The sequence below is a fragment of the Knoellia pratensis genome (assembly GCF_042666395.1).
GTDB classification, from domain to species: domain Bacteria; phylum Actinomycetota; class Actinomycetes; order Actinomycetales; family Dermatophilaceae; genus Knoellia; species Knoellia pratensis.
Genome location: NZ_JBHTDJ010000003.1, coordinates 812,142 through 834,085, shown reverse-complemented (window position 1 = coordinate 834,085; position 21,944 = coordinate 812,142). Strand labels below are relative to the sequence as shown.

16 protein-coding genes are annotated in these 21,944 nt (G+C 68.2%); 7 read left to right on the top strand and 9 right to left on the bottom strand.

All coding sequences use genetic code 11. The annotated features are described in order from the left end of the window. Window positions 1-10 precede the first annotated feature (10 nt). Window positions 11-2,611, bottom strand: coding sequence for an alpha-glucan family phosphorylase (gene glgP / locus ACFQRE_RS13870; RefSeq protein ID WP_380123284.1), 2,601 nt, complete (start codon window positions 2,609-2,611; stop codon window positions 11-13). Window positions 2,612-2,734: 123 nt separating this feature from the next. On the opposite strand from glgP, the gene ACFQRE_RS13865 reads away from it, so the two are divergent. From ACFQRE_RS13865 to ACFQRE_RS13835, 7 genes are read left to right on the top strand one after another with little or no spacing between them, the layout of a single operon-like run. Beyond that, window positions 2,735-4,780 (top strand): alpha-1,4-glucan--maltose-1-phosphate maltosyltransferase, encoded by a 2,046-nt coding sequence (locus ACFQRE_RS13865; RefSeq protein WP_380123281.1) that lies wholly within the window; start codon window positions 2,735-2,737, stop codon window positions 4,778-4,780. 3 nt (window positions 4,781-4,783) lie between these two features. Further along, window positions 4,784-6,514 carry a maltose alpha-D-glucosyltransferase gene (gene treS / locus ACFQRE_RS13860; RefSeq protein ID WP_380123279.1) on the top strand — a complete coding sequence of 577 codons (1,731 nt, stop codon included), beginning with the start codon at window positions 4,784-4,786 and terminating at the stop codon, window positions 6,512-6,514. Then, entirely contained in the window at window positions 6,507-8,012 is a 1,506-nt protein-coding gene (locus tag ACFQRE_RS13855; RefSeq protein WP_380123277.1) for a maltokinase N-terminal cap-like domain-containing protein, read from the top strand. Before treS ends, ACFQRE_RS13855 begins: the two co-directional genes overlap by 8 nt. Next, window positions 8,009-10,258 (top strand): 1,4-alpha-glucan branching protein GlgB, encoded by a 2,250-nt coding sequence (glgB, locus tag ACFQRE_RS13850; protein ID WP_380123275.1) that lies wholly within the window; start codon window positions 8,009-8,011, stop codon window positions 10,256-10,258. Before ACFQRE_RS13855 ends, glgB begins: the two co-directional genes overlap by 4 nt. Beyond that, entirely contained in the window at window positions 10,255-11,919 is a 1,665-nt protein-coding gene (gene pgm / locus ACFQRE_RS13845; RefSeq protein WP_380123273.1) for a phosphoglucomutase (alpha-D-glucose-1,6-bisphosphate-dependent), read from the top strand. Before glgB ends, pgm begins: the two co-directional genes overlap by 4 nt. Window positions 11,920-11,958: 39 nt before the next feature. Next, window positions 11,959-12,189, top strand: a complete 231-nt coding sequence (locus tag ACFQRE_RS13840; protein WP_380123271.1) for a type II toxin-antitoxin system Phd/YefM family antitoxin — start codon at window positions 11,959-11,961, stop codon at window positions 12,187-12,189. Beyond that, entirely contained in the window at window positions 12,186-12,557 is a 372-nt protein-coding gene (locus ACFQRE_RS13835) for a type II toxin-antitoxin system VapC family toxin (protein ID WP_380123269.1), read from the top strand. Before ACFQRE_RS13840 ends, ACFQRE_RS13835 begins: the two co-directional genes overlap by 4 nt. Before the next feature lie 3 nt (window positions 12,558-12,560). On the opposite strand, the gene ACFQRE_RS13830 is transcribed toward ACFQRE_RS13835, so the two are convergent. From ACFQRE_RS13830 to ACFQRE_RS13795, 8 genes are all read right to left on the bottom strand, one after another. Further along, a complete protein-coding gene (locus tag ACFQRE_RS13830) occupies window positions 12,561-13,814 on the bottom strand; it encodes an ATP-grasp domain-containing protein (protein ID WP_380123267.1) in 1,254 nt (417 codons plus the stop codon). Window positions 13,815-13,855: 41 nt separating this feature from the next. Continuing rightward, entirely contained in the window at window positions 13,856-14,602 is a 747-nt protein-coding gene (locus ACFQRE_RS13825; protein WP_380123265.1) for an esterase family protein, read from the bottom strand. A gap of 5 nt (window positions 14,603-14,607) precedes the next feature. Further along, a complete protein-coding gene (locus tag ACFQRE_RS13820; protein WP_380123263.1) occupies window positions 14,608-15,663 on the bottom strand; it encodes an alpha/beta hydrolase in 1,056 nt (351 codons plus the stop codon). 1 nt (window position 15,664) lies between these two features. After that, the gene (locus tag ACFQRE_RS13815) at window positions 15,665-16,681 is read right to left on the bottom strand and encodes a tetratricopeptide repeat protein (protein WP_380123261.1); all 1,017 of its coding nucleotides are present in this window, start codon (window positions 16,679-16,681) and stop codon (window positions 15,665-15,667) included. Between the two features lie 74 nt (window positions 16,682-16,755). Continuing rightward, a complete protein-coding gene (locus tag ACFQRE_RS13810) occupies window positions 16,756-17,751 on the bottom strand; it encodes a hypothetical protein (protein ID WP_380123259.1) in 996 nt (331 codons plus the stop codon). Further along, window positions 17,748-18,422: a hypothetical protein gene (locus ACFQRE_RS13805; protein ID WP_380123257.1), complete on the bottom strand. Its 675-nt coding sequence runs from the start codon at window positions 18,420-18,422 to the stop codon at window positions 17,748-17,750. Before ACFQRE_RS13805 ends, ACFQRE_RS13810 begins: the two co-directional genes overlap by 4 nt. 165 nt (window positions 18,423-18,587) lie before the next feature. Beyond that, complete coding sequence (locus ACFQRE_RS13800) at window positions 18,588-19,121, bottom strand: MarR family winged helix-turn-helix transcriptional regulator (RefSeq protein WP_380123255.1); 534 nt, start codon at window positions 19,119-19,121, stop codon at window positions 18,588-18,590. 41 nt (window positions 19,122-19,162) lie between these two features. Then, entirely contained in the window at window positions 19,163-21,892 is a 2,730-nt protein-coding gene (locus ACFQRE_RS13795; RefSeq protein WP_380123253.1) for a sugar-binding protein, read from the bottom strand. Window positions 21,893-21,944: the final 52 nt, after the last annotated feature.

Here is a 21,944-nt window from a genome sequence, read left to right as displayed (position 1 = left end):
GTGGTTGGGATCAGGCGGTGGCGACGAGGCCGAGGCTGGCGGGGGCCGCCAAACCTTGATGCTTTGGCAGGACGCGCACGGTGTACCCGAACGCGCCACTCGTCTTGAGGGCGAGGTCGCCGGAGAACTGGTGCCGCCCGTGCTCGTAGCTCTCGGTGTGCAGCAACGGCAGAGTCGTGACGTCGTGCAGGTCGTCGCCGCGGCGGTTGGTGCGACCGTGCGCGACCTGCACCTCGACGTCCTCGGGTGCGAGGCCGTCAAGTGAGACGTAGGCGTTGACGTGGAGCGTCTCGCCGATCTCGGGACTGTCGCCGACACCCGAGGACTCGACGTGGTCCACGCTCACCTTGGGCCACGACGCCTTGACCCGCGATGTGTATGCCGCGAGGTCGCGTGCACCGGCGTAGTCCTCGTGCTTGAGTGCCCAACCAGAACGGGCCGCGGGGACGTAGAGGCGCTCGGTGTATTCGCGGACCATGCGGCTCGCCCGGACCTTGGGGCCCAGGGTCGAGACCGTGTGCATGACCATGGCAAGCCAGTTCTGCGGGAGCTGGTCCTCGTCCACGTCGTAGAAGCGCGGCGCGACCTGGTTCTCGAGGAGGTCGTAGAGCGCATTGGCCTCGATGTCGTCGCGACGCTCGGGGTCCTCGACACCGTCCGCGGTCGGGATGGCCCAACCGTTGTTGCCGTCGAACCACTCGTCCCACCAGCCGTCGAGGATCGAGAGGTTGAGGGCGCCGTTGAGGGCAGCCTTCATGCCCGACGTGCCGGACGCCTCGAACGGACGCAGGGGGTTGTTCAGCCAGACGTCGCAGCCCGGGTAGAGGTGCTGGGCCATCGCGATGTCGTAGTTGGGCAGGAACGCGATGCGGTGACGCACCTCGGGGTTGTCGGTGAACTTGATCATCTGCTGGATGAGCTGCTTGCCGGTCTCGTCGGCGGGGTGGGACTTGCCCGCGATGACGATCTGGATCGGGCGCACGGGGTCGAGCAGCAGCTTCTTGAGGCGGGCGGGGTCACGCAGCATGAGCGTGAGGCGCTTGTAGGTCGGGACGCGCCGGGCGAAGCCGATGGTGAGGATGTCGGGGTCGAGGATCTCGTCGGTCCAGCCGAGCTCGGCCGAGGACGCGCCACGCCTGATCCAGGAGGCGCGCATGCGGGCCCGTGCCTCGGTGACGAGCTGCTCACGCAGCTGGCGCTTCGTGGCCCAGACCTCGTCCCGGGGAAGGTCGGCCATCGCGTTCCACGAGGCTTCGCTGTCGAGGACCGTGGTGTCGATGGTGACGTCGTCGGAGTGACGCGCGGCGAGCTCGTAGACCTTGCGGTCCACCCACGTCGGACCGTGAACACCGTTGGTAATGCTCGTGATCGGGACCTCGTCGGCGTCGAAGCCGGGGAAGAGTCCGTCGAACATGTCGCGGCTCACGACACCGTGCAGCTTGGAGACGCCGTTGGCGCGCTGGGCGATGCGCAGGCCGAGAACGGCCATGTTGAACATCGACGCGTCGCCGCCCTCATAGGTCTCCGCGCCGAGCGTGAGGAGTCGGTCGAGCGGGACCCCCGCAGGCGCGAGGTCACCACCGAAGTAGATCTCGATGAGGCGACGTTCGAAGCGGTCGATGCCGGCCGGGACGGGGGTGTGAGTCGTGAAGACGGTCGCACCGCGCACGGCCTCGAGGGCCTCGTCGAAGGTGAGGCCGGAGCCGGTCACGAGCTCGCTGATGCGCTCGATCGCCAGGAACCCGGCGTGGCCCTCGTTGGAGTGGTAGACGTCGGGCGTGGGTGCGCCCGAGAGGCGTGACCACAGACGCAGGGCCCGGACGCCACCGACGCCGAGGAGCATCTCCTGCTGCAGCCGCTGCTCGCCGCCACCGCCGTAGAGGCGCTCGGTGACCGCGCGGGCGGCGTCGTCGTTGCCGGGGATGTCGGAGTCGAGGAGGAGGAGCGGGACGCGTCCGACCTGGGCGCGCCACACCTGGGCGCGCAGCTCGCGGCCGCCGGGAAGCTTGACGATGATGACGCTCGGCGTGCCGTCCTCCTCGCGCAGGAGCGCCAGGGGCAGACCGTCGGGGTCGAGGACGGGGTAGTCCTCCTGCTGCCAGCCGTCGCGGTTGAAGCTCTGGCGGAAGTAGCCGGTCTTGTAGAACAGGCCGACGCCCACGATGGGCAACCCGATGTCGGACGCTGCCTTGAGGTGGTCACCCGCCAGGATGCCGAGGCCGCCGGAGTACTGCGGCAGCGCGGCGGCGATGCCGAACTCGGGGCTGAAGTAGGCGATGGCCGAGGGGGCGCCCGCCTCGCCCTGCTCAGCGGCCCACTGCTGGTACCAGCGGTCCTGGCCCAGGTAGTCATCGAGGCCACGCTTGGCGTCCTCGACCCGCGCGACGAAGGTGTCGTCGGCAGCGAGCCGGTCGAGCTCCTCGACCGTCGTCGCCGAGAGCATGGCGACCGGGTCGGCGCCGACGCTGGCCCACCGCTCGGGGTCGATGCTCTCGAAGAGATCGCGCAGCGGCGGGTGCCAGCTCCAACGCAGATTCATCGCGAGATCGCCGAGCGCGGCGATGCGGGTGGGGAGAACAGGGCGGACGCTGAAGCGACGGATGGCCTTCACGAGGCGTCATCCTAGGGTCACATCTGGCCGAAGCGGAAACGTTTACTCACTTGGGCCTCTGACGTGCGGTGATGAGTCGTGGACGACTCGTGATGAAGGGGTCCGGGGCGATAGCGTCGCCCTGTGACCGCGACGCCTCTCAGCACCCCGCCCCAGACTCCACTCGGACGAATCCCCGTCATCGACGTCTCCCCCATCGTTGATGGGGGCGCCCGCCCCACGAAGTCCGTGGTGGGCGAGACCTTCCTCGTCGGGGCGACTGTCGTGCGCGAGGGGCACGACGCCGTCAGTGCCTCGGTCGTCCTCACCGATCCCGCCGGCGTGGACCACGTCACCCAGATGGTCTGCACCAACCCCGGTCTCAACACGTGGGAAGCCGTGGTCCAGGCCGACAGCCCCGGATGGTGGACGTTCCGGGTCGAGGGATGGTCTGACCCGTTCGGCACGTGGGAGCACGACGCCACCATCAAGATCCAGGCCGACGTCGACACTGCCCTGATGCTCGCCGAGGGCGCGCAGCTCCTCGATCGTGCCGCGGAGACCGACGCCCGCACACCCGCAGGTGTAGCCGCTCTCGAGGCCGGAGCCGCCGCCCTGCGCGACGAGACCCGCCCGCCGCAGGTGCGCCTGTCCTCCGTGACGCACGGGCCCGTGCACGACGAGCTGACCACCACGCCGGTGAGGGACCACGTCAGTCCGGGCACGGCATACCCCCTGCTTGTCGAGCGTCAGCTCGCCCTGAGTGGCGCCTGGTACGAGTTCTTCCCGCGCAGCGAGGGCGCGCTCTATGACGAGGAGACGCACACCTGGCGCAGCGGCACCCTGCGCACCGCCGCCAAACGCCTCGCCGCCGTCGCCGGTATGGGTTTCGACGTCATCTACCTGACGCCGATCCACCCCATCGGTCAGGCCGCCAAGAAGGGGCCCAACAACACCCTCGACGCCGGCCCCGAAGACCCCGGCAGCCCCTATGCGATCGGCTCCCCCGACGGCGGGCACGACGCGATCCATCCCGACCTGGGCACCTTCGAGGACTTCGACTTCTTCGTCGCCGAGGCAAGGCGGCTCGGGCTCGAGGTTGCGATGGACATCGCGCTGCAGTGCTCCCCCGACCACCCGTGGGTCGCCGAGCACCCGGAGTGGTTCACGACGCGCGCCGACGGCACGATCGCGTTCGCGGAGAACCCGCCGAAGAAGTACCAGGACATCTACCCGCTGAACTTCGACAACGACCCGGCCGGGGCCTACGCAGAGATGCGCCGGATGATCCAGGTGTGGATCGACCACGGCGTCACGCTCTTCCGCGTCGACAACCCGCACACGAAGCCAGTTGAGTTCTGGCAGTGGCTGATTCAGGACGTGGCGGTCGACCACCCGGACATCATCTGGCTGTCCGAGGCGTTCACGAAGCCGGCGATGATGCGCACCCTCGCCAAGTCGGGATTCCAGCAGAGCTACACCTACTACGCGTGGCGCAACACCAAGCCCGACCTGCAGGAGTACGTCACCGAGCTCGCGACCGAGACCGCGCACTACATGCGCCCGAGCTTCTGGCCGACGACGCACGACATCCTCACGCCCTACATGCAGTTCGGCGGACCGGCCGCGTGGAAGTTGCGCGCGGCCCTCGCCGGCACGCTCGTCCCGACCTACGGCATCTACACCGGCTACGAGCTCATGGAGCACGTGGCCCGCCCCGGCGCCGAGGAGCAGATCGACAACGAGAAGTACCAGTACCGCAACCGGCACTGGGAGGACTACGAGCCCGGCGGCGCCAAGGAGGGTCAGTCCCTCGCCTGGTATCTCAGGCGGCTCAACGAGATCCGCCGCGAGCACCCCTCGCTGCACTGGCTGCGCAACATCACGTTCCACCATGCCGACGACGAGAACATCATCGCGTTCAGCAAGCGCCGCGCCGTGCCGGCCGACACGACGAAGGGCACGCCAGCCCACGAGGACGTCGTCATCGTCATCGCCAACCTCGACCCGCACAGCACCCGCTGGAGCCGCGTCGTCTTCGACATGTCGGCCCTCGGGCTGCATCCCGACGAGGGATTCCGCGCCCACGACCTCATCACCGACACGTGGTGGGACTTCCTGCGCGAGACCACCGTCCAACTCGGCCCCGATCACGAGCCGGTCCACATCATCGAGCTGAAGAGGTACTGACGAGTGACGACCACGCAAGGACTTGGCCTGCACCAGCCCGGACTCAAGCACGACCCCGAGTGGTTCAAGACGGCTGTCTTCTACGAGGTGCTCGTGCGGGCCTTCGGTGACTCCAACGGCTCTGGTGCCGGCGACTTCCAAGGGGTGATCAACCGCCTCGACTACCTCCAGTGGCTCGGCGTCGACTGCCTGTGGTTGCCGCCGTTCTATGCCAGTCCGCTGCGCGACGGCGGCTACGACATCGCCGACTACACCCAGGTCCTGCCCGAGTTCGGGACGCTGCCCGAGTTCCAGCAGCTCGTCACCGAGGCGCACGCGCGCGGCATCCGGATCATCACCGACTTCGTCATGAACCACACGAGCGACCAGCACCCGTGGTTCCAGGCCTCACGCAGCGACCCAGACGGCCCCTACGGCGACTTCTACGTCTGGTCCGACACCGACGACAAGTACACCGACGCCCGCATCATCTTCATCGACACGGAGACGTCGAACTGGACCTTCGACCCGATCCGGCGGCAGTTCTTCTGGCACCGCTTCTTCGGTCACCAGCCGGACCTCAACTTCGAGAACCCCGCCGTCCACGAGGCGATGTTCGAGGTCGTCCGGTTCTGGATGGACATGGGCATCGACGGGTTCCGCCTCGACGCCGTCCCCTACCTCTACGAGGAGGAGGGACACAACGGCGAGAACCATCCCAAGACCCACGCCTTCCTCGCCAAGCTCCGCAAGATGGTCGACGAGGAGTACCCCGGCCGCATCCTGCTCGCCGAGGCCAACCAGCCACCGGCCGACGTCGTGGACTACTTCGGTTCGACCGACGAGCCCGAGTGCCAGATGTGCTTCCACTTCCCGGTCATGCCGATGCTCTACTACGCGATGCGCGACCAGAAGGCGCAGCCGATCATCGACGTCCTCGCGTCAACGCCCGACATTCCGCCGGGCACCCAGTGGGGCACGTTCTTGCGCAACCACGACGAGCTCACCCTCGAGATGGTGACGCCGGAGCAGCGCGCCACGATGTACGGCTGGTACGCCCCCGACCCGCGCATGAGGGCCAACGTCGGCATCCGGCGGCGCCTGTCTCCCCTGCTCGACAACTCGCGTCCCGAGATCGAGCTCATCCACGCGTTGTTGCTCTCGCTGCCCGGCTCCCCCTGCCTCTACTACGGCGACGAGATCGGCATGGGCGACAACATCTGGCTCACCGACCGCGACGCCGTGCGCACCCCGATGCAGTGGACGCCCGATCGCAACGCGGGCTTCTCCAGTGCCGACCCGGGCAAGCTCTACCTGCCGGTGATCTCCTCGCTCGTCTACAACTACAACGGCGTCAACGTCGAAGCGCAGATGGCGACCGGCCACTCGCTGCTGCACTGGGTGCGCGGCATGCTCGGCGTGCGTCGCCTGCACCCGGCGTTCGGGCTGGGAGACTTCGCGATCGCGCCCACCGACAACGACTCGATCCTGGCCTACACCCGCTCCTGGGCCGGAAGCCGCGACAGCCGAGGCGAGACCGTGCTCTGCGTCAACAACCTCTCCGACAAGCCACAGGCCGCAACGATCCAGCTGCCGGAGTCGCTCGGCGAGAACGAGCTGTTCGACCTCTTCGGTGGCGCGAACTTCCCGTGGATCGCCGCCGACGGCCGGGTCACCTTCACGATGGGCAGCCGCGACTTCTTCTGGCTGCGCGTCGGGGACGAGAGTGCCCGGGAGGCGCACGGCCGTGGCTGAGATCCACAAGGGCGCGAGCATCACGCCGACGAAGCTCGAGCTCATCGACGCGTGGATGGGAGGACAGCGTTGGTATGCCGCCAAGGGCACCGCTTCCTCGGTGCGTCGCCTTGCGTCGTGGAGACTTGGCGACCCTGCGGGCGAGGTCGGTGTCGAGGTGCTGATCGTCGCTGACGTGTCGGGTGCGGCGCCGATCACCTATCAGGTGCCGCTCACCTATCGCGCCGCCCCCGTCGCTGGTCTCGAAGGCGCTCTCGTCGGTGTCATGGAGCACTCGGTCCTCGGAACGCGTTGGGTCTACGACGCACCACACGACCCCGTGTATGCCGCCCAGCTGCTCGAGCTCATCCAGGGCCGGGTGCCCGCCGAGTCCAGTGCCGCGAGTGACGCTCTGGACGAGTCCGTCGTCGCGACACCTGGGGGTGCGTGGTCGCGTTCGGTCACCGTGCGCGGTTCGAAGGTCCTCTCGGGCGAGCAGTCCAACACCTCGGTCATCCTCGACTGCGTCGACGATGCGGGTGCGTCAGTCCCCGTCATCGTCAAGGTCTTCCGGATGCTCTCGGCCGGTGAGAACCCTGACGTGGTCCTGCAGTCGGCGCTGCGCGATGCCGGCTCCGAGCGAGTTCCGGCCGTCGTCGGATCGGTGGCCGGTCAGTGGCCCGAGCCAGCTGTCGAAGGCGCGGCCGACGACGAAGGTGGGCGAACGGCATACGGGCACTTCGCCTTTGCGCAGGAATTCCTTCCGGGTGTCGAGGACGCCTGGCGCGTGGCCCTCGAAGCGGTGCGCACGGGAGAGGACTTCAGCGGTCCGGCACGCGCGCTCGGTGAAGCCACGGCCGAGGTGCACGCCATGCTGGCCGAGGCTCTGGGCACGACCGAGACGACTCCTGCCGTCGCTCACGAGATCGTCTCGGGGATGCGCGATCGCTTTGCCACTGCGGCCGCCGAGGTGAGCGCACTGCACGACCATGACGACGCGGTCTCCGCGATCTTCGACGCCGCCGAACGTGTGAATTGGCCTGCGCTGCAACGGATTCACGGCGACTACCACCTCGGTCAGGTGCTGCACACGTCCGACGGCGGATGGGTGCTGCTCGACTTCGAGGGAGAGCCACTGCGTCCTCTCGTGGAGCGCAACCAGCCCGACCAGTGGATCCGCGACATCGCGGGGATGCTGCGCAGCTTCGACTACGCCGGGGGTGCCGTCGAACACTCCGGTGATGCGTCGGCGCGCGCCTGGGTGGCCGACACGCAGCAGGCCTTCCTCGACGGCTACGCCGCCACGGCCGGAACGGATCCGCGCGAACGACCTTCTCTCCTGGCCGCATTCGAGCTCGACAAGGCGATGTACGAAGTCGTCTACGAAGTCCGCAACCGACCTTCGTGGGTCGACATCCCGCTCGCCGCCATCGAACGGCTGGCAGTGCGCTTCGGCACGAGCACGACGACCACGACGACCACGTCCAGCCCGTCCGCACCACAGGAGGACACCCCGTGACCCCGACCCCTGCTCACGAAGTCAGCGGTGCGATCAGTGCCCTCATCCAGGGGCGGCACCAGCAGCCGCACGACCTCCTCGGTCAGCACCTCGAGGACGGTGGCCTGCGCATCCGCGCCCTGCGACCGATGGCGACGTCGGTGCGTGTCCGGTTCGAGGACGGTGAGGAACTGACCCTGGACCACGAGGCGGAGGGCGTGTGGACGGCGGTGCGTCCGTCCACGACGAAGACCGTGGACTACCGGCTGCTCGTCGCGTGGGCCGATGGCATCGAGCACCTCCAGGACGACCCCTACCGCTTTGCGCCGACGCTCGGCGAGATCGACCTCCACCTCGTCGGCGAGGGCCGGCACGAGGAGCTGTGGACCGTCCTCGGGGCACGCGTCCACGAGTACCCCGGGCCGCTCGGCACCGTGCGCGGGACCTCGTTCGCGGTGTGGGCACCGCGGGCCAAGGCCGTGCGGGTCGTCGGTGACTTCAACGGCTGGGACGGGCGGATCCACCCGATGCGTCTCATCGGCGCCAGCGGCGTCTGGGAGCTGTTCATCCCCGACATCGGCGCCGGCTCGATCTACAAGTACGAGATTCGCGGCGCCGACGACATCGTGCGCGCCAAGGCCGACCCGATGGCTCGCCGCACCGAGGTCCCGCCGCTCACCGGATCCGTCGTCGACGAGGCCCATCACGAGTGGGCCGACACGTCGTGGATGACTGCCCGCGCGGCCGGCAACCCGCACACCGGACCGATGAGTGTCTACGAAGTCCACCTGGGGTCGTGGCGTCAGGGCCTGTCCTACCGTGAGCTCGCCGAACACCTCGTCAACTACGTCGTCGACCTGGGGTTCACGCACGTCGAGTTCATGCCGGTGATGGAGCACCCCTACGGTCCGTCGTGGGGCTATCAGGTGACGGGCTACTACGCCCCGACGTCGCGCTTCGGGACCCCGGACGACTTCAAGTTCCTCGTGGACACGCTGCACCAGGCCGGAATCGGCGTCATCCTCGACTGGGTTCCTGGGCACTTCCCGCGCGACGAGTGGGCACTGGCGCGCTTCGACGGGTTGCCGCTCTATGAGCACCCGGACCCCCGGCGCGGCGACCAGCCCGACTGGGGCACCCACATCTTCAACTTCGGCCGGCTCGAGGTCCGCAACTTCCTCGTGGCCAACGCGCTCTACTGGCTCGAGGAGTTCCACATCGACGGGCTGCGCGTCGATGCCGTCGCCTCGATGCTCTATCTCGACTACTCCCGCAACGACGGTGAGTGGCTGCCCAACATTCACGGCGGACGCGAGCACCTCGAAGCGATCGGGCTGCTCCAGGAGACCAACGCCACGGCATACAAAAGGGTCCCCGGCATCGTCACGATCGCCGAGGAATCCACGTCCTGGCCCGGCGTCACCAAGGAGACGAGCGGCGGCGGTCTCGGGTTCGGCCTGAAGTGGAACATGGGCTGGATGAACGACACGCTGCGCTATCTCGCTGAGCAGCCGATCGACCGGCAGCACCACCACCACAAGCTGACGTTCGCGCTCATGTACGCGTTCAGCGAGAACTACCTGCTCCCCATCAGCCACGACGAGGTCGTCCATGGCAAGGGGTCGCTCGTCAACAAGGCGCCGGGCAACCGGACCGAGCAGCTCGCGACCGTGCGGGCGTTCCTCGCCTACATGTGGGCGCACCCAGGCAAGCAGCTGATCTTCATGGGGTGTGAGTTCGCGCAGCCCAGCGAGTGGGCGGACGGCAAGTCCCTCGACTGGTGGCTCCTCGACCAGCCCGGTCACTACCGCGTCCACAACCTCGTCAAGGAGCTCAACCGGGTCTATCGCGCCCACCCGGCGCTGTGGACGCTGGACGCCCAGCCCGCCGGGTTCGAGTGGCTCGACGCCGACGACAACCTCGGCAACACCTACTCGTTCGTGCGGTTCGAGGACTCGGCTCGCGAGACCGGCGACGTCGTCGCCGCGGTCGTGAACTTCGGCGGCGACTCCAAGGAGTGGCTGCGGGTCGGTGTGCCTCGCGGTGGCCGGTGGCAGGTGCTGCTCGACACGAGTGGCTACGACCAGCACGGCACGCCCAGCCAGGCCGGGCTCGAGCTCGACGCCGTCGAGGAGCCCTGGAACAACCAGCCGTTCCACGTCACCGTCCGGCTCGCGGGCCTCACGACGATCTACCTCGCCCCCGTCCTCGAGGAGCCAGCACCCACAGTCGAGCCGAGGCTCGTGACCCAGGAGGAAGCCAAGTGACCGAGTCTCGTGCAGGACAGCTCGCCCAGCCCTCTGACCTTGTTGACCTTCCTCATCTGGTCACGGCCTACTACGAGTTGAAGCCCGACCCGGACAACATCGACCAGCAGGTCGCGTTCGGCACCTCAGGACACCGCGGCTCGTCGCTCAACACCGCGTTCAACGAGGACCACATCCTCGCGACCACGCAGGCGATCGTGGACTACCGGAAGTCCCAGGGGTTCGACGGTCCTCTCTTCCTCGGCCGTGACACTCACGGGCTGTCCGAGCCTGCGTGGGCCTCGGCCCTCGAGGTGCTCGTCGCCAACGACGTCACCGTGCTCGTCGACTCGGCCGATCGCTACACGCCGACCCCTGCGGTGTCGCATGCCATCCTGGTCGCCAATCGCGGCAAGGTCACCGGCGTCGACGGTATGCCGGCCGGCGCCGGTCTCGCGGACGGCATCGTCGTCACGCCGTCGCACAACCCGCCGTACGACGGCGGCTTCAAGTACAACCCGCCGCACGGTGGTCCCGCCGACTCCGACGCCACCAAGGTCATCGCCGCCCGCGCCAACGAGCTCATCCGCGCCGGGCTCGAGGGTGTCAAGCGAATCCCGTTCTCCCGGGCCCGTGCTGGCGCGCAGTCGTATGACTTCATGGGGACCTACGTCGCGGACCTCCCCTCTGTGGTCGATCTCGTCCTCATCAAGGAGGCGGGTATCCGCATCGGCGCCGACCCGTTGGGTGGAGCAGCCGTCGATTACTGGGGCGCGATCGCCGACCACCACGGCATCGACCTCACCGTCGTCAACCCGCTCGTCGATGCGACGTGGCGCTTCATGACGCTCGACTGGGACGAGAAGATCCGGATGGACTGCTCGTCGCCCTCCGCGATGGCCTCACTCATCCAGCGCAAGGACGACTACGACATCGCCACCGGCAACGACGCCGACTCCGATCGCCACGGCATCGTCACGCCCGACGCCGGGCTCATGAACCCCAACCACTACCTGGCAGTCGCCATCCAGTACCTCTACGGCGGCGCGCGTCCGCAGTGGCGGGACGACGGATTCGTGGGCAAGACCCTGGTGTCGAGCTCGATGATCGACCGCGTCGCCGCCGACCTCGGCCGCAGGCTCGTCGAGGTGCCCGTGGGCTTCAAGTGGTTCGTGCCCGGGTTGCTCGACGGCTCGGGACCCTTTGGTGGCGAGGAGTCTGCGGGTGCGTCCTTCCTCCGCATGGACGGATCGGTGTGGACCACCGACAAGGACGGGATCATCCTCGCGCTGCTCGCCTCCGAGATCCTCGCCGCGACGGGCAAGTCCCCGAGCCAGCACTACGGCGAGTTGACCGCAAAACACGGCACACCGGCATACGCACGCATTGATGCACCCGCCAACCGGGACCAGAAGGCCAAGCTGGCCGCCCTCTCCCCCGACGCCGTGACCGCTGAATCCCTTGCGGGAGAACCGATCACGGCCAAGCTCACCGAGGCGCCCGGCAACGGCGCAGCCATCGGCGGACTCAAGGTCGTCACCGAGTCGGCGTGGTTCGCTGCCCGGCCGAGCGGCACCGAGGACGTCTACAAGATCTACGCCGAGTCCTTCAAGGGCGCTAGCCACCTCGCCCAGGTACAGGCCGAGGCCAAGGACGTCGTCTCCGCAGCCCTTGGCAGTTAGATCTGGCCAGACCTGACCAATTCGGCCTATCATGGGCGTATGACGACCATGAACATCTACGAGGCCAAAACCTCGTTCAGCAAACTGATCGCGGCGGCCGAGGCCGGCGAGACGGTCGTCATTGCCCGCAACGGCAAGCCCGTGGCGCAACTCGGGCCGGTCGCCCCGCATCGCCCCGTCGTCTTCGGCGACCTCAAAGGCAAGATCACCATCCCCGACGACTTCGACCAGTGGACCGATGAGGACGAGTCGGACTGGTTCGGCGGATGAGGCTGCTCCTCGACACGCACGTCGCGCTCTGGGTGCGCACCGACGCACGAGAGTTGCCGCGCACCTTCAGGGACGCCCTCAGCAGTCCGAGCACCCATGCGCTCATCTCGACGATTTCGCTCGCCGAGATTGCCGTGAAGCGGTCCATCGGCAAACTCGACGTTGACGGCGACTTCCGTGCCGGCCTTCACGACATCGGGCTGGACGAGCTGCCCTTCACGGGCGAGCACGCCACCGCCTTGGAGGGCCTCCCTCTCCTCCACCGTGACCCGTTCGACCGAATGCTGGTCGCCCAGGCCATCGCCGAAGATCTGGTGTTCCTGACGGTGGATGCCCAGTGCCTTCGCTATGACGTCAGAACCTTGTAAACCTCAGGTCGACAAGCGGTGCTGTTCGTCGGTGAGCCACATGCCGAGCAGTCCGCCGAAGTGCCCTTCGAACTTCTCCCACTCGTGCGTCGGATAGGTCTGGTGAATCGTGCTCTGGAGCAGCTTGCGGAACTCGTCCGATCCGATCCACTCGTGCACCATCTCGTCGACGTGCGGCAGTGACGTGGCGCAGAACTCCTGGTAGCGCTCGGTGTCGAAGTAGTCATCGGCCAGCCCTTGGTAGGCCTCGAGCTTGGCCTTGTAGTCCAGGGCCTCGTCGTCGGCGATCTCGAACCACGGGCCGGTGTCGACCTGGGTGCGGGCCTTGCGACCCGTGACGACGCAGAAGACCGACCACTTCAACAGCGCCTTCATGGCCCACGGGAAGTAGTAGTGCAACGACGTCACCGCCACGTCGGGGCAGGCGTTGGCGTAGTCGATCGGATAGACGACACCATCCTTCACGAGCATCTCGCAGGAGTTGAACTCCCACCGGAAGAACGCATTGACGGTCTGGGCGATGGTGACCGCCTCGCGACCCACGTCCTCGGCGAGGAAGCCGTGCTCCACGGCATAGCGGTTGTGCATGGGCTCGTCGGGCTGGAACTTCATCGTCATGGTCTCGGGACCGATGGTGAGCGCACGCGCGAACACCTCGAAGCCGGCCACGGACTTCTGCAGGTGCATGAGCATCTCGCCGGAGTCGTCGTAGGCGTGGTGCAGCGCCTCGCAGTCCTTGATCATCGACACCCCGCGCCAGCCGCCACCGTCGAAGGGCTTCATGAACATCGGGTAGCCGAGCTCGTCGGCAATGGCATCGAGGTCGAAACCCTTGTTGTAGCGGCTCGACGTGTAGGCCCAGCGGGCGTTGTCCACCGGGTTCTTGTAGGGCACGAGCACGGTGTCGGGCACGTGCATCCCGAGCCGCATCAGCGCGCAGTAGGCCGAGTGCTTCTCCATGGACTGGAACGTGAACGGGCTGTTGAGCAGGTAGACGTCGTCCATGAGCGAGACCTTCTTGAGCCACTCTCGCGGGTGGTAGTACCAGTACGCGAGCCGGTCGATCACCAGGTCCTGCCGCGGACGGTCGCGCAGGTTGAACGGCTCGATCGTCAGTCGCTCGGAGCTGACTCGGTGGTCGGCACCATCGGCCGTGCGGACCACCCCGAGGCGGCGCGCCAGAGCCTCGAACGCGGCTGGCCAGTCATCTTCCGCGCCGAGGAGGAGCCCGATGAGGTGGTCGGTCTTCGGTGCCATGTGTGTGCGGTCCCTTCGTTGGGTGCTGCGACGGTCCAGAGTCAGACGAAACGCGGGAGGTGGTGCGCGAGCTGCCTCTGCCACCACGGCCAGTCGTGAGCAGAGTCATGCCCCCACACGTCCAGCTCGTGCCGAATCCCCTTGTCCCACAACAGTTCCGCAAAGGCACGGGTCGACGACAGCGCTCCGGTCGGCGACTCCTCGAACGGCCCCTCCCCCACGACCAACAGGATTGACAACCGCTCCCTGAGCCAGTCGAGGTGGTCACCCTGCAAACCCGGCACGTATGCCGTGGGGTTGGCGAAGTACGTCGCGTCACCGAGGTCTCCCCACGAGTTCCACGTCGTCGGGTCGTAGTTGCCGGAGAGCCCGATGGCCAACGGGGCCAAGTCCGCACGCTGCAGAGCGAACTGGACCGCGTGGTAGGCGCCGAGGGACACGCCGAAGGTGATGAGCTCGGGCTCCTCACTGGTCTGTTCGACGATCCACGGGACGACGGCGAGCTCGATCCACGAGTGGTAGGCAGCGTGCCTGGCGGCGCGCTCATCGGTCGGGATCTCGTTGGCCGACCACGTCCAGCCGTCCAACGAGTCGACCGCGAAGACGCTCACCCGACCGGCATCGACGAGGTCGCGGATGGCATCGAGCATGCCGTTGCCCTCGAAGTCCGCGGCGCTGCCACCCTCGCTGGGGAAGGCCAACAGCGGGCGACCGTAGTGGCCGTGACGCACCACGGTGAGCTCGGCGTCATGGCCGGGCACACGGAGGCGGGCTTCGGCGCGGTGCATGCGTCCTATCCTTGCGCTTCCCCCCACAGGTCCCGCAACACCTGGGTGAGATGAGGGTCGAGCGCGTCGCGCCACGCGGTGTAGGTGTGCAGGTCAGGGACCTCGGTGAGGGTGACGTTGTGCCCTGCCCGCTGCAGCGCCGCGGCCATCACGCGGTTGTTGCCAGCGTTCTCCTCGAGCCCGCCACAGGTCAGACCGATGCGCAGTGGCCGCGCCGCAGACGGCATGTCGAGGATCTCCTGGACCCGGCGTGAGATCCGCCCGAAGTACTTGTAGGAGCTCTCCTGCTCATCGAGACGGGCGTGGAAGAACGACCCCGACTGCGAGAAGACTCCCCCGATCTCCTCGACGTCGAGCAACCCGACGAGCAGGGCCGTGAGACCACCCAGGCTGGCGCCCATGACGACAACCGGACCGGCAATTGGCGCCTCCTCCGCGAGGCGCGAAAAGCCTTGTCCCGCAATGGTTCTCAGATACAGCGGCGATCCTGAATACCACGCATCTCGAAACACGGGCTGGGCCAGCGCCACCCGGAACGGCGGCAGCTCCCCCGCGGCGATCTGGGCGCCGGCGAACTGGGTGATCGAGGCCAGCTGGTCGTACTCCGGACCGTCGTGAACGAGCAGGAGGGGCAACGCCTGCCCCTGCGTCCCCTCGGGCGCCCACACCGCCACCGGCACGTCGTCCGCGGTCTCACCCTCGAGGGACATACGAGTGAACCCACCGACGACGGAAGGGGCAGACAGCCAGGACGGAACGGCATACCCCGGCATCTGCATCACGGAACGTGAGCCGAAGGCGGTCTCGACGGTCAGCGGGTTGTCGGGGTCCACGATGGTCTCGGCTGCGACGCCGTCCTCGACGGTTCGGGTCACGACGAAGCGGTACTCGATGCGTTGCAGATCCGGGCGCGGCAGGGCCAGCTCCCACACGTCGTCAACGAGGGCGAAATCACGACCACCCGGGATGACCGAGTCGCAGTCGAGGACGACCGAGACGACCTGCTCGGCTCCCGGCGCGAACCGGAAGCGGACGTGGTCGTCGAGCAGTTTGGGCGGCACCTCAGAAGAGGGCGTTCATCAGCGCGGTGCGACCCTTGCGCACGCGCTCGTCGTGGTTGCCGACGACGTTGAACAGCTCCAGCAGGTGCTTGCGCGCCTTGTCGCGATCCTCGCCCTCGGTCGCCTTGACCGTGTCGATGAGCCGGGTGAAGGCGTCGGCCACGTGCCCGCCGAGGACATCGAGATCTGCGACCGCGATCTGCGCGTCGACGTCCTCGGGCGCTGCCGCAGCCGCCGCGCGGGCCGCCTGGAGGTCGACGCCGTCAGTGCGCATCATCAACTTCACCTGGGCCAGGCCGAGCTCGGCCTCGTGGTCCTTCGGGTTCTGAGCAAGAGCCTTTTCGTATGCCGTGACCGCACCTTCGAGATCGCCTGCGTCGATCGCGTCGTAGGCCTCCTGGATGAGCGGGGGCAGGGCGGGCATCTCGTCCTCGCCTGCAGCATCGCCGGGGACCGGGCCGAGCTCGATCCTCCCGGTGATGCCGTTCTGGACGGCCGCCTGCACGAGTTGGTCAAGGATGGTGCGGATCTCGTCGTCCTTGGGCACGCCCGGGAAGAGGGGCACGGGCTGGCCCTGGAGGAGGCCGAAGGTCACCGGCACGCTGAGCTGGCCGAAGGCCTGCACGATGACCGGCTGGAACGCCTGGAGGATCGACGGGGACGTCTGGACGTCGGCGGAGACGACGAAGAGTCGACCCTCGAGCTGGGCCGCGACTGCTGCGACGCGCTCGGCGAGACCAATGGTCTGCTCGTGGGCAGAGGACCAGAGCACGAGGACGGCAGGGACCTGCAGGGTCCGGTTCATCACCTCTGTGAAGGTGGCGTCCGTGACCTCGACGAGGATGCCGTCGGGCAGGCCGGCCGTCACCGCACCCGGAGCCGGAGCCGGAGCTGCACCTGCCCCAACCGGTGTGGCCGCACCCGCAGCAGAGGCACCGGGCGCACCGGCAGCGGGGGCGAGGGCGGACAGGTCGAAGGCGCCGCGAGCGCCGGAGGGAGGTGTGGGGGTGGTGCTCATGTCGATGATCCTCTCAAAGAGCGAACCGGCCCCGCGCCCGAGGGCGTGGAGCCGGTCCTGATGCAGTGGTCAGCTCACTTGGCCGTGGCGGAGACGAGTTGCTCGTCGGCTCCCACGGCGGCGGCCGCACCCTTGGCGGGAATGACCATGATGATGTTCTCGAGGCTGGTGATGTTGATGCTCGTGGTGGCCTTCGACTTGCCCACGAGCTTGCTGTAGCTGGCCGGGATCACCAGTTCCTTGGCGGCCTTGCTCGTCGAGATGAGATCACGTCTGGTCAGCTGACCGAACGTCACGGTGCCACCGTCAGCGAGACGGAAGGAAATGATGTTCTTGGGCACGGACGTGTGCCGCTGGCTGAAGTAGGCGAGCTTGCCCAGGGACTTGACCTGGCCCGCTGCCGAGGTACGCAGTGCGGTGGCATAGGCATCGGCGGTCGTGACCTGCTTGGAGGCCGTCGGCTTCGGGTAGTTGAGCCCGCCGGCGTAGGTGGCGAGTGCCGCCTCTGGGGCGATAGGGGCGCCGGACTTGTCGGTGGCCTTGACGAGCGGTGCGCCACTGGCGAGGTCGCCCATGGCCGGCACGCTGGTGCCCGGCAGCATCGGCACCGAGGCATAGACCTTGAAGGGGTCGGCCGGAGCCTTCGACATGAGCACGTGCAGCGTCTGGGTCTTGCTCGCCTGGTCGAGTGTGCCGACGAGGATGGCGCGCGGCCACGCCTTGCCGCGCGAGATCGCCACAACCTTGGGGTTGCTCGACTTCTGGAGGGGGTCGGACGCGGTCACCGTGCCGAGCCTGGTGGCGGCCTGCGCCTGGGCCAGCGCGGCATCGGCGAGAACGGTCGGCTGCAGCTTGGTTGCCTCGGCGCCCTTCGCCGCGCGAGCCGCAGCCGCAGCATCGAGGACACGAGCGGCGACGTTCCCTGCGCCATCCACGTTGATGGGCGCCGTGCCGGTGCGCTCGGCGGGGGCGTCGTGGAGGCCCACGATGCTTGCGCCCAGCCCGCACCCGGTGAGGCTTGCAGCAAGGGTCAGGCCGACGCATGAGGTGGTGAAGGTGCGGCGGTTCATGCGGTCTCCTCCTCGTGGGTGGAAGCAAGGGGGCGCGGAACCTCGGGAACGGCGAGGTCCTCGACCGGCTTGGTGCCCCCATGGCGCGAGCTCCACAGGAGGCTGAGTCCACTCAGCAGCAGGAACAGGCCGACGAGTGCGACGATGACGGCCTGGACGAACCAGGACTTGCGCTCCCAGGTGAGGTCCACGCGCTCGATCTGGCCCTTGGTCGCCTGCGCGATCACGGCCTCAGGGGCGTTGGTCTGCTCGATGGTCATCGTGACCGCACCTTCATGGGTGGCGGTGTTGCGCCACACGTCCGTGGCGGCGAGCGAGGGCGTGGTGCCGGTGCCGCTCTTCGTGGCCTTGAGCTCCCACGGCTTCGTGCTCACACCGGTGACGGTCGTGTGGCCCGTCTCGGCGAGCACGGCCCTGGCGTCGGAGGGGGTGGCTGCAGCGAGCCAGACGGTGCTTCCCTTGCGAGGAACCGCCGTGACCTTGACGTCGCCGTCGACGCGGTTGAGGACGGTCGGCGGCACGAGCACGGGGTTGGCGCCGGAGGCCGTCGTGGAGAAGGTCGCGGTACCGCTGCCACCGAGGTGGAGGGCGTACCAGAGGCCGAAGACGGTGAGCACCAGGCCGATGAGGGCGAGGAGGCCACCGACGACCCGCTTGGCGAGCGTGGGCATGCAAGGTCCTTTGTTTTGGAACAGGGGGTGACCGAAATGTCTCATTTCGGTCACGGACTGCTCTCCACCATGACAAAGGAGTGACTCCGGAGCCAAATCGCCTTCGGCCGCGTATGCCGTGTGGTCGCCGCCGCCGGCACCTCACCTCAGCGGGTGAAACACCCGTCAGTCGTGCTGCTCGGGCTCCTCGACGAAGTCACCGGCGGCCACGCGCACGCCCCTGAGCAGGGAGAACAGGGCCTTCTGCTCCTCGCCACCGAGCATCCCGAGCCCGAACTGCGCCGCCTCGAGATCCGCCGTCGTGGCCTCCATCGCGGCCCGACCGGTGTCGGTGATCACAGCGAAGGCTCCGCGTCGGTCAGCCGGGTTGGCGACGCGTTCGACGAAGCCCTGGGCGGCGAGCCGCTGCACGATGTTGGTCGCGCTCGTGGGGTGGACCATGAGCCGCTCGCCGATGCGCCCCATCGACAGCTGGCCGCCGCGGCTGAACGCGAGGAGCACGAGCGCCTCGTAGCGGGCGAACGTCAGCCCGTGTCGGCCCGCGATGGCGTCGAACTCGGTGATGAGCAGTTGCTGGACCCGCATGATCGACGTGGCCGTGACCATGGGCGCCGCCTGGCTCCGCTCGCCCCATCGCGCACGCCACAGCTCCCCGGCACGCGCGATGGGGTCGAATGGCAGCTTGAGGTCCTTGGGCACAGGAGCACGCTAGCCGCCCACGGCCCGCAGGGACCCGCCTGCTACTTCACCGACACCACGGACGAGAACGTCCCGCCCGCTCCGTCGTCCCAGCCGACGAGGGCGCGCGCCTGACCCGCGAGGGGGCGGGTCAGTGGCACGGCGACGACCACGAGTCCGGAGGTGCTCTCAGCGACGGGCGCCACGACGTCACCGGCAATGCCGTCAGCATCGGCGATGGTGATGTGCGCCGTTCCGGAGTCGTTGACCCGCAACCTCAGCTCGACCCTGTCACCGCGCAGCTTCGCCTTCTCGACCCAGCCCGCCTCCGACGTCGTCGACGACGGGCGCCCGGCGAGAGCGACGTTGGTGCGCACCGCCTGCACGATGGACTGCGGTGAGTCGACGGACTGCAGGGCCTCGGTCGGGATCACCGGGGCCGCAGGTGTGGTCGGACGTCCGGCCGGCGGCACATAGCCGTCGAGCGAGACGTCGCCCCAGCGATACGGGTCACCCTGCACGCCGCCCCAGACGGACCAGCCGATGCGGGTCTGTCCGGTCTTGTCCTGGGTGTCGGAGTCGTACGGCAGGACGTTGAGCCCCATGTGCGCCGGGTCGATGGCGCTCGGGAGGAGCGACATCGGGATCGCGGTCTCGACGACATAGCCCGTGTAGGGCTCGGTGACCTTCGACGCGATCCTCATGCCCGGTGCGGTGGCCGGACCGTCGCCCTGGTGGGCGTCGGCGTCCCGTAGGTAGCACGGTCCGCCCTCGGCCGTCCACGGCAGGATCGCTGCCTTGAAGGTCGTGGACGTGTTCTCCGAGGTGCCGCGCGGGTCGATGGCGATCTCGACGGAATCGGTGCGCCAGTGCCGCTTGCAGTCACTCGCCGCGAGCGGGGTGCCGCGCACGTCGTCCTTGACCGTGACGGCGAGGAACAGCGTGTCGTCGCGCCAGGTCACCTGGGCGGTCGCCGAGCAGTCGGCGGCCGTCGTGCAGTTCTCACCCTCCCAGCGACGGGAAATGTCGAGGACGGGGCCGGCATACTCCCCCGCACTCACGACACCATCCACGGTCGGTGACGTGGACGCCTGCGGGACCACGCTCGTAGGGACGAGCTCCAATGCCTGCTGCGTCGTGCCCGTGACCGTCCTGCTCGTCGCCGCGATCGAGTAGAGGTGGTCACCGCCCACGCCACCCTCCACGGACGTCTTGAGGGACGTGTCGGTGTTGACCGCGGTGAACCGCACCGTGGTCTGTGCTCCCGGAGCAAGACCGGCGTATGCCGCCGTGCCCGGGCTCATCGTGAACCCTGCGGGAGGCGTGGGGGTCACCGTTCCGGACTGGGTCGTCGCGCTGTGGTTCGTCACGACGACGTCGACCGGACGGCTGCCGCCGGACGCGAGGGTGAGGACGGGGCGCACGATCTCGGCGAACTCCTGCGCGTGTGCGACCTTGGCCCACTCCTGGTACTGAGTGACCTGGGGCAGGAGCTGTTGGGTAGCGGTCACGGGCGGGCTCACCAGCACGGGCTCGTCCTGGTGGCCGACGCCAGCAGCAGTCTCGACGAAGGCCTTCACGCGAGCCCTGGTGCCGACGGTCGTGCCGGCCGGAGGGGTCACGGTGAAGGTGGCCGCCGACTTGCCTGCCGCTGCGATCGTGCCGAGGGCGCCGTCGCCGCTGACGGTCCAGCCGGCCGGGACCTCGAGGCGTGCGGTGCTCGCGCCCAGGCTCTTCGTGGCGGGAGCCGAGGCACCAACCGTGACGCTGAACGCTGCGCCGGGCAGCACGCGGTACTGGTCGGTCTCGACCGTCATGCCGCTACCGAGCGGAAGTCCGCCCGGGACTGCGACGAGCGAGCCGTCCAGTGGCGCATGGTTGGTGTATGCCGCGTCAGTTCCCCACTGCGGCAACGGGGTTCGCGAGTCGACGAGGGTCAGGTAGTCGCAACCGAGCTGTGCCGGGTTCGTCGAGACGTCCGGGAAGCCCGCCCAACCCTGGGAGGCGTACTGGCGCTGGGCGTCACGCTCGACGGCCGCCCAACTGCGGCCATCGGGAGAGGGCGTTCCCGACCACACGCCGTAAATGGTCTGGCTGGCATCCGTGGGGACGAACGCCTTCGCGCAACCGGGTCCGTTGGCGCTCGTGCCGTTGGCGGCCCGCATGAGGATCCGGTCGGGTGAGAAGGGCGTGAGGCCCTCCTTGGTGATCTGCTCCGGGAAGCGCGTGGGGTCCCCCGCAGCCCAGTAGGCCTCGACGGCGATCCGCGCAGCCTCCTGGTGGTTGCCGTGCTGGCCGGGCGACGGCGCCGGGTTCATCGTCACGAGGACCCCGGGACGGGTCTGGCGCAGGATGCGGACCGTCTTGGCCAGGGTCTCCTCGTGGTCCCAGACCTGGGCCGTGAGTGGCTCGGAGACGGTGTAGTAGAAGTCGACCTCGTCGAGGTTGTAGACGTCGGTGATGCCGGCCTTGACCACGGCCGCGCGCTCCTCACGCTCGCGGATGAGGCCGAGCGCCGGCCCCTCCTGCGGGCCGACGGCGTTGCCGCCACCCTCACCGCGGGTGATGGTGATGACTCCGGTGGTGACGTCGTGGTCGTGGTTCCACTGCCCGAAGGTGGACAGCGTGCCCGCCTCGTCGTCGGGGTGCGCCCCGATGAACATCGCGTCGAGGTCGGCCGGGGGCCCGGAGGACGTCGTGGCGTCCGGTGGCTGGGGACCCTTGTCCGCGGGCGCCCCGGGTGTGGCGAGGGCGGCGCCCGGGAGGGCGAGTGCAGCCACCAACGTGGCCACGGCTGCGAGAGTGGTTCTGCCTGGGATTCCTGACATGTGATCTCCCCATCGA

Bases quoted from the DNA above. Each gene is read 5' to 3' on its own strand.
- ACFQRE_RS13805 (WP_380123257.1), bottom strand. From the start codon at position 18,422: ATGCCCACGCTCGCCAAGCGGGTCGTCGGTGGCCTCCTCGCCCTCATC.
- ACFQRE_RS13815 (WP_380123261.1), bottom strand. From the start codon at position 16,681: ATGAGCACCACCCCCACACCTCCCTCCGGCGCTCGCGGCGCCTTCGAC.
- ACFQRE_RS13825 (WP_380123265.1), bottom strand. From the start codon at position 14,602: ATGCACCGCGCCGAAGCCCGCCTCCGTGTGCCCGGCCATGACGCCGAG.
- ACFQRE_RS13840 (WP_380123271.1), top strand. From the start codon at position 11,959: ATGACGACCATGAACATCTACGAGGCCAAAACCTCGTTCAGCAAACTG.
- ACFQRE_RS13830 (WP_380123267.1), bottom strand. From the start codon at position 13,814: ATGGCACCGAAGACCGACCACCTCATCGGGCTCCTCCTCGGCGCGGAA.
- ACFQRE_RS13810 (WP_380123259.1), bottom strand. From the start codon at position 17,751: ATGAACCGCCGCACCTTCACCACCTCATGCGTCGGCCTGACCCTTGCT.
- ACFQRE_RS13835 (WP_380123269.1), top strand. From the start codon at position 12,186: ATGAGGCTGCTCCTCGACACGCACGTCGCGCTCTGGGTGCGCACCGAC.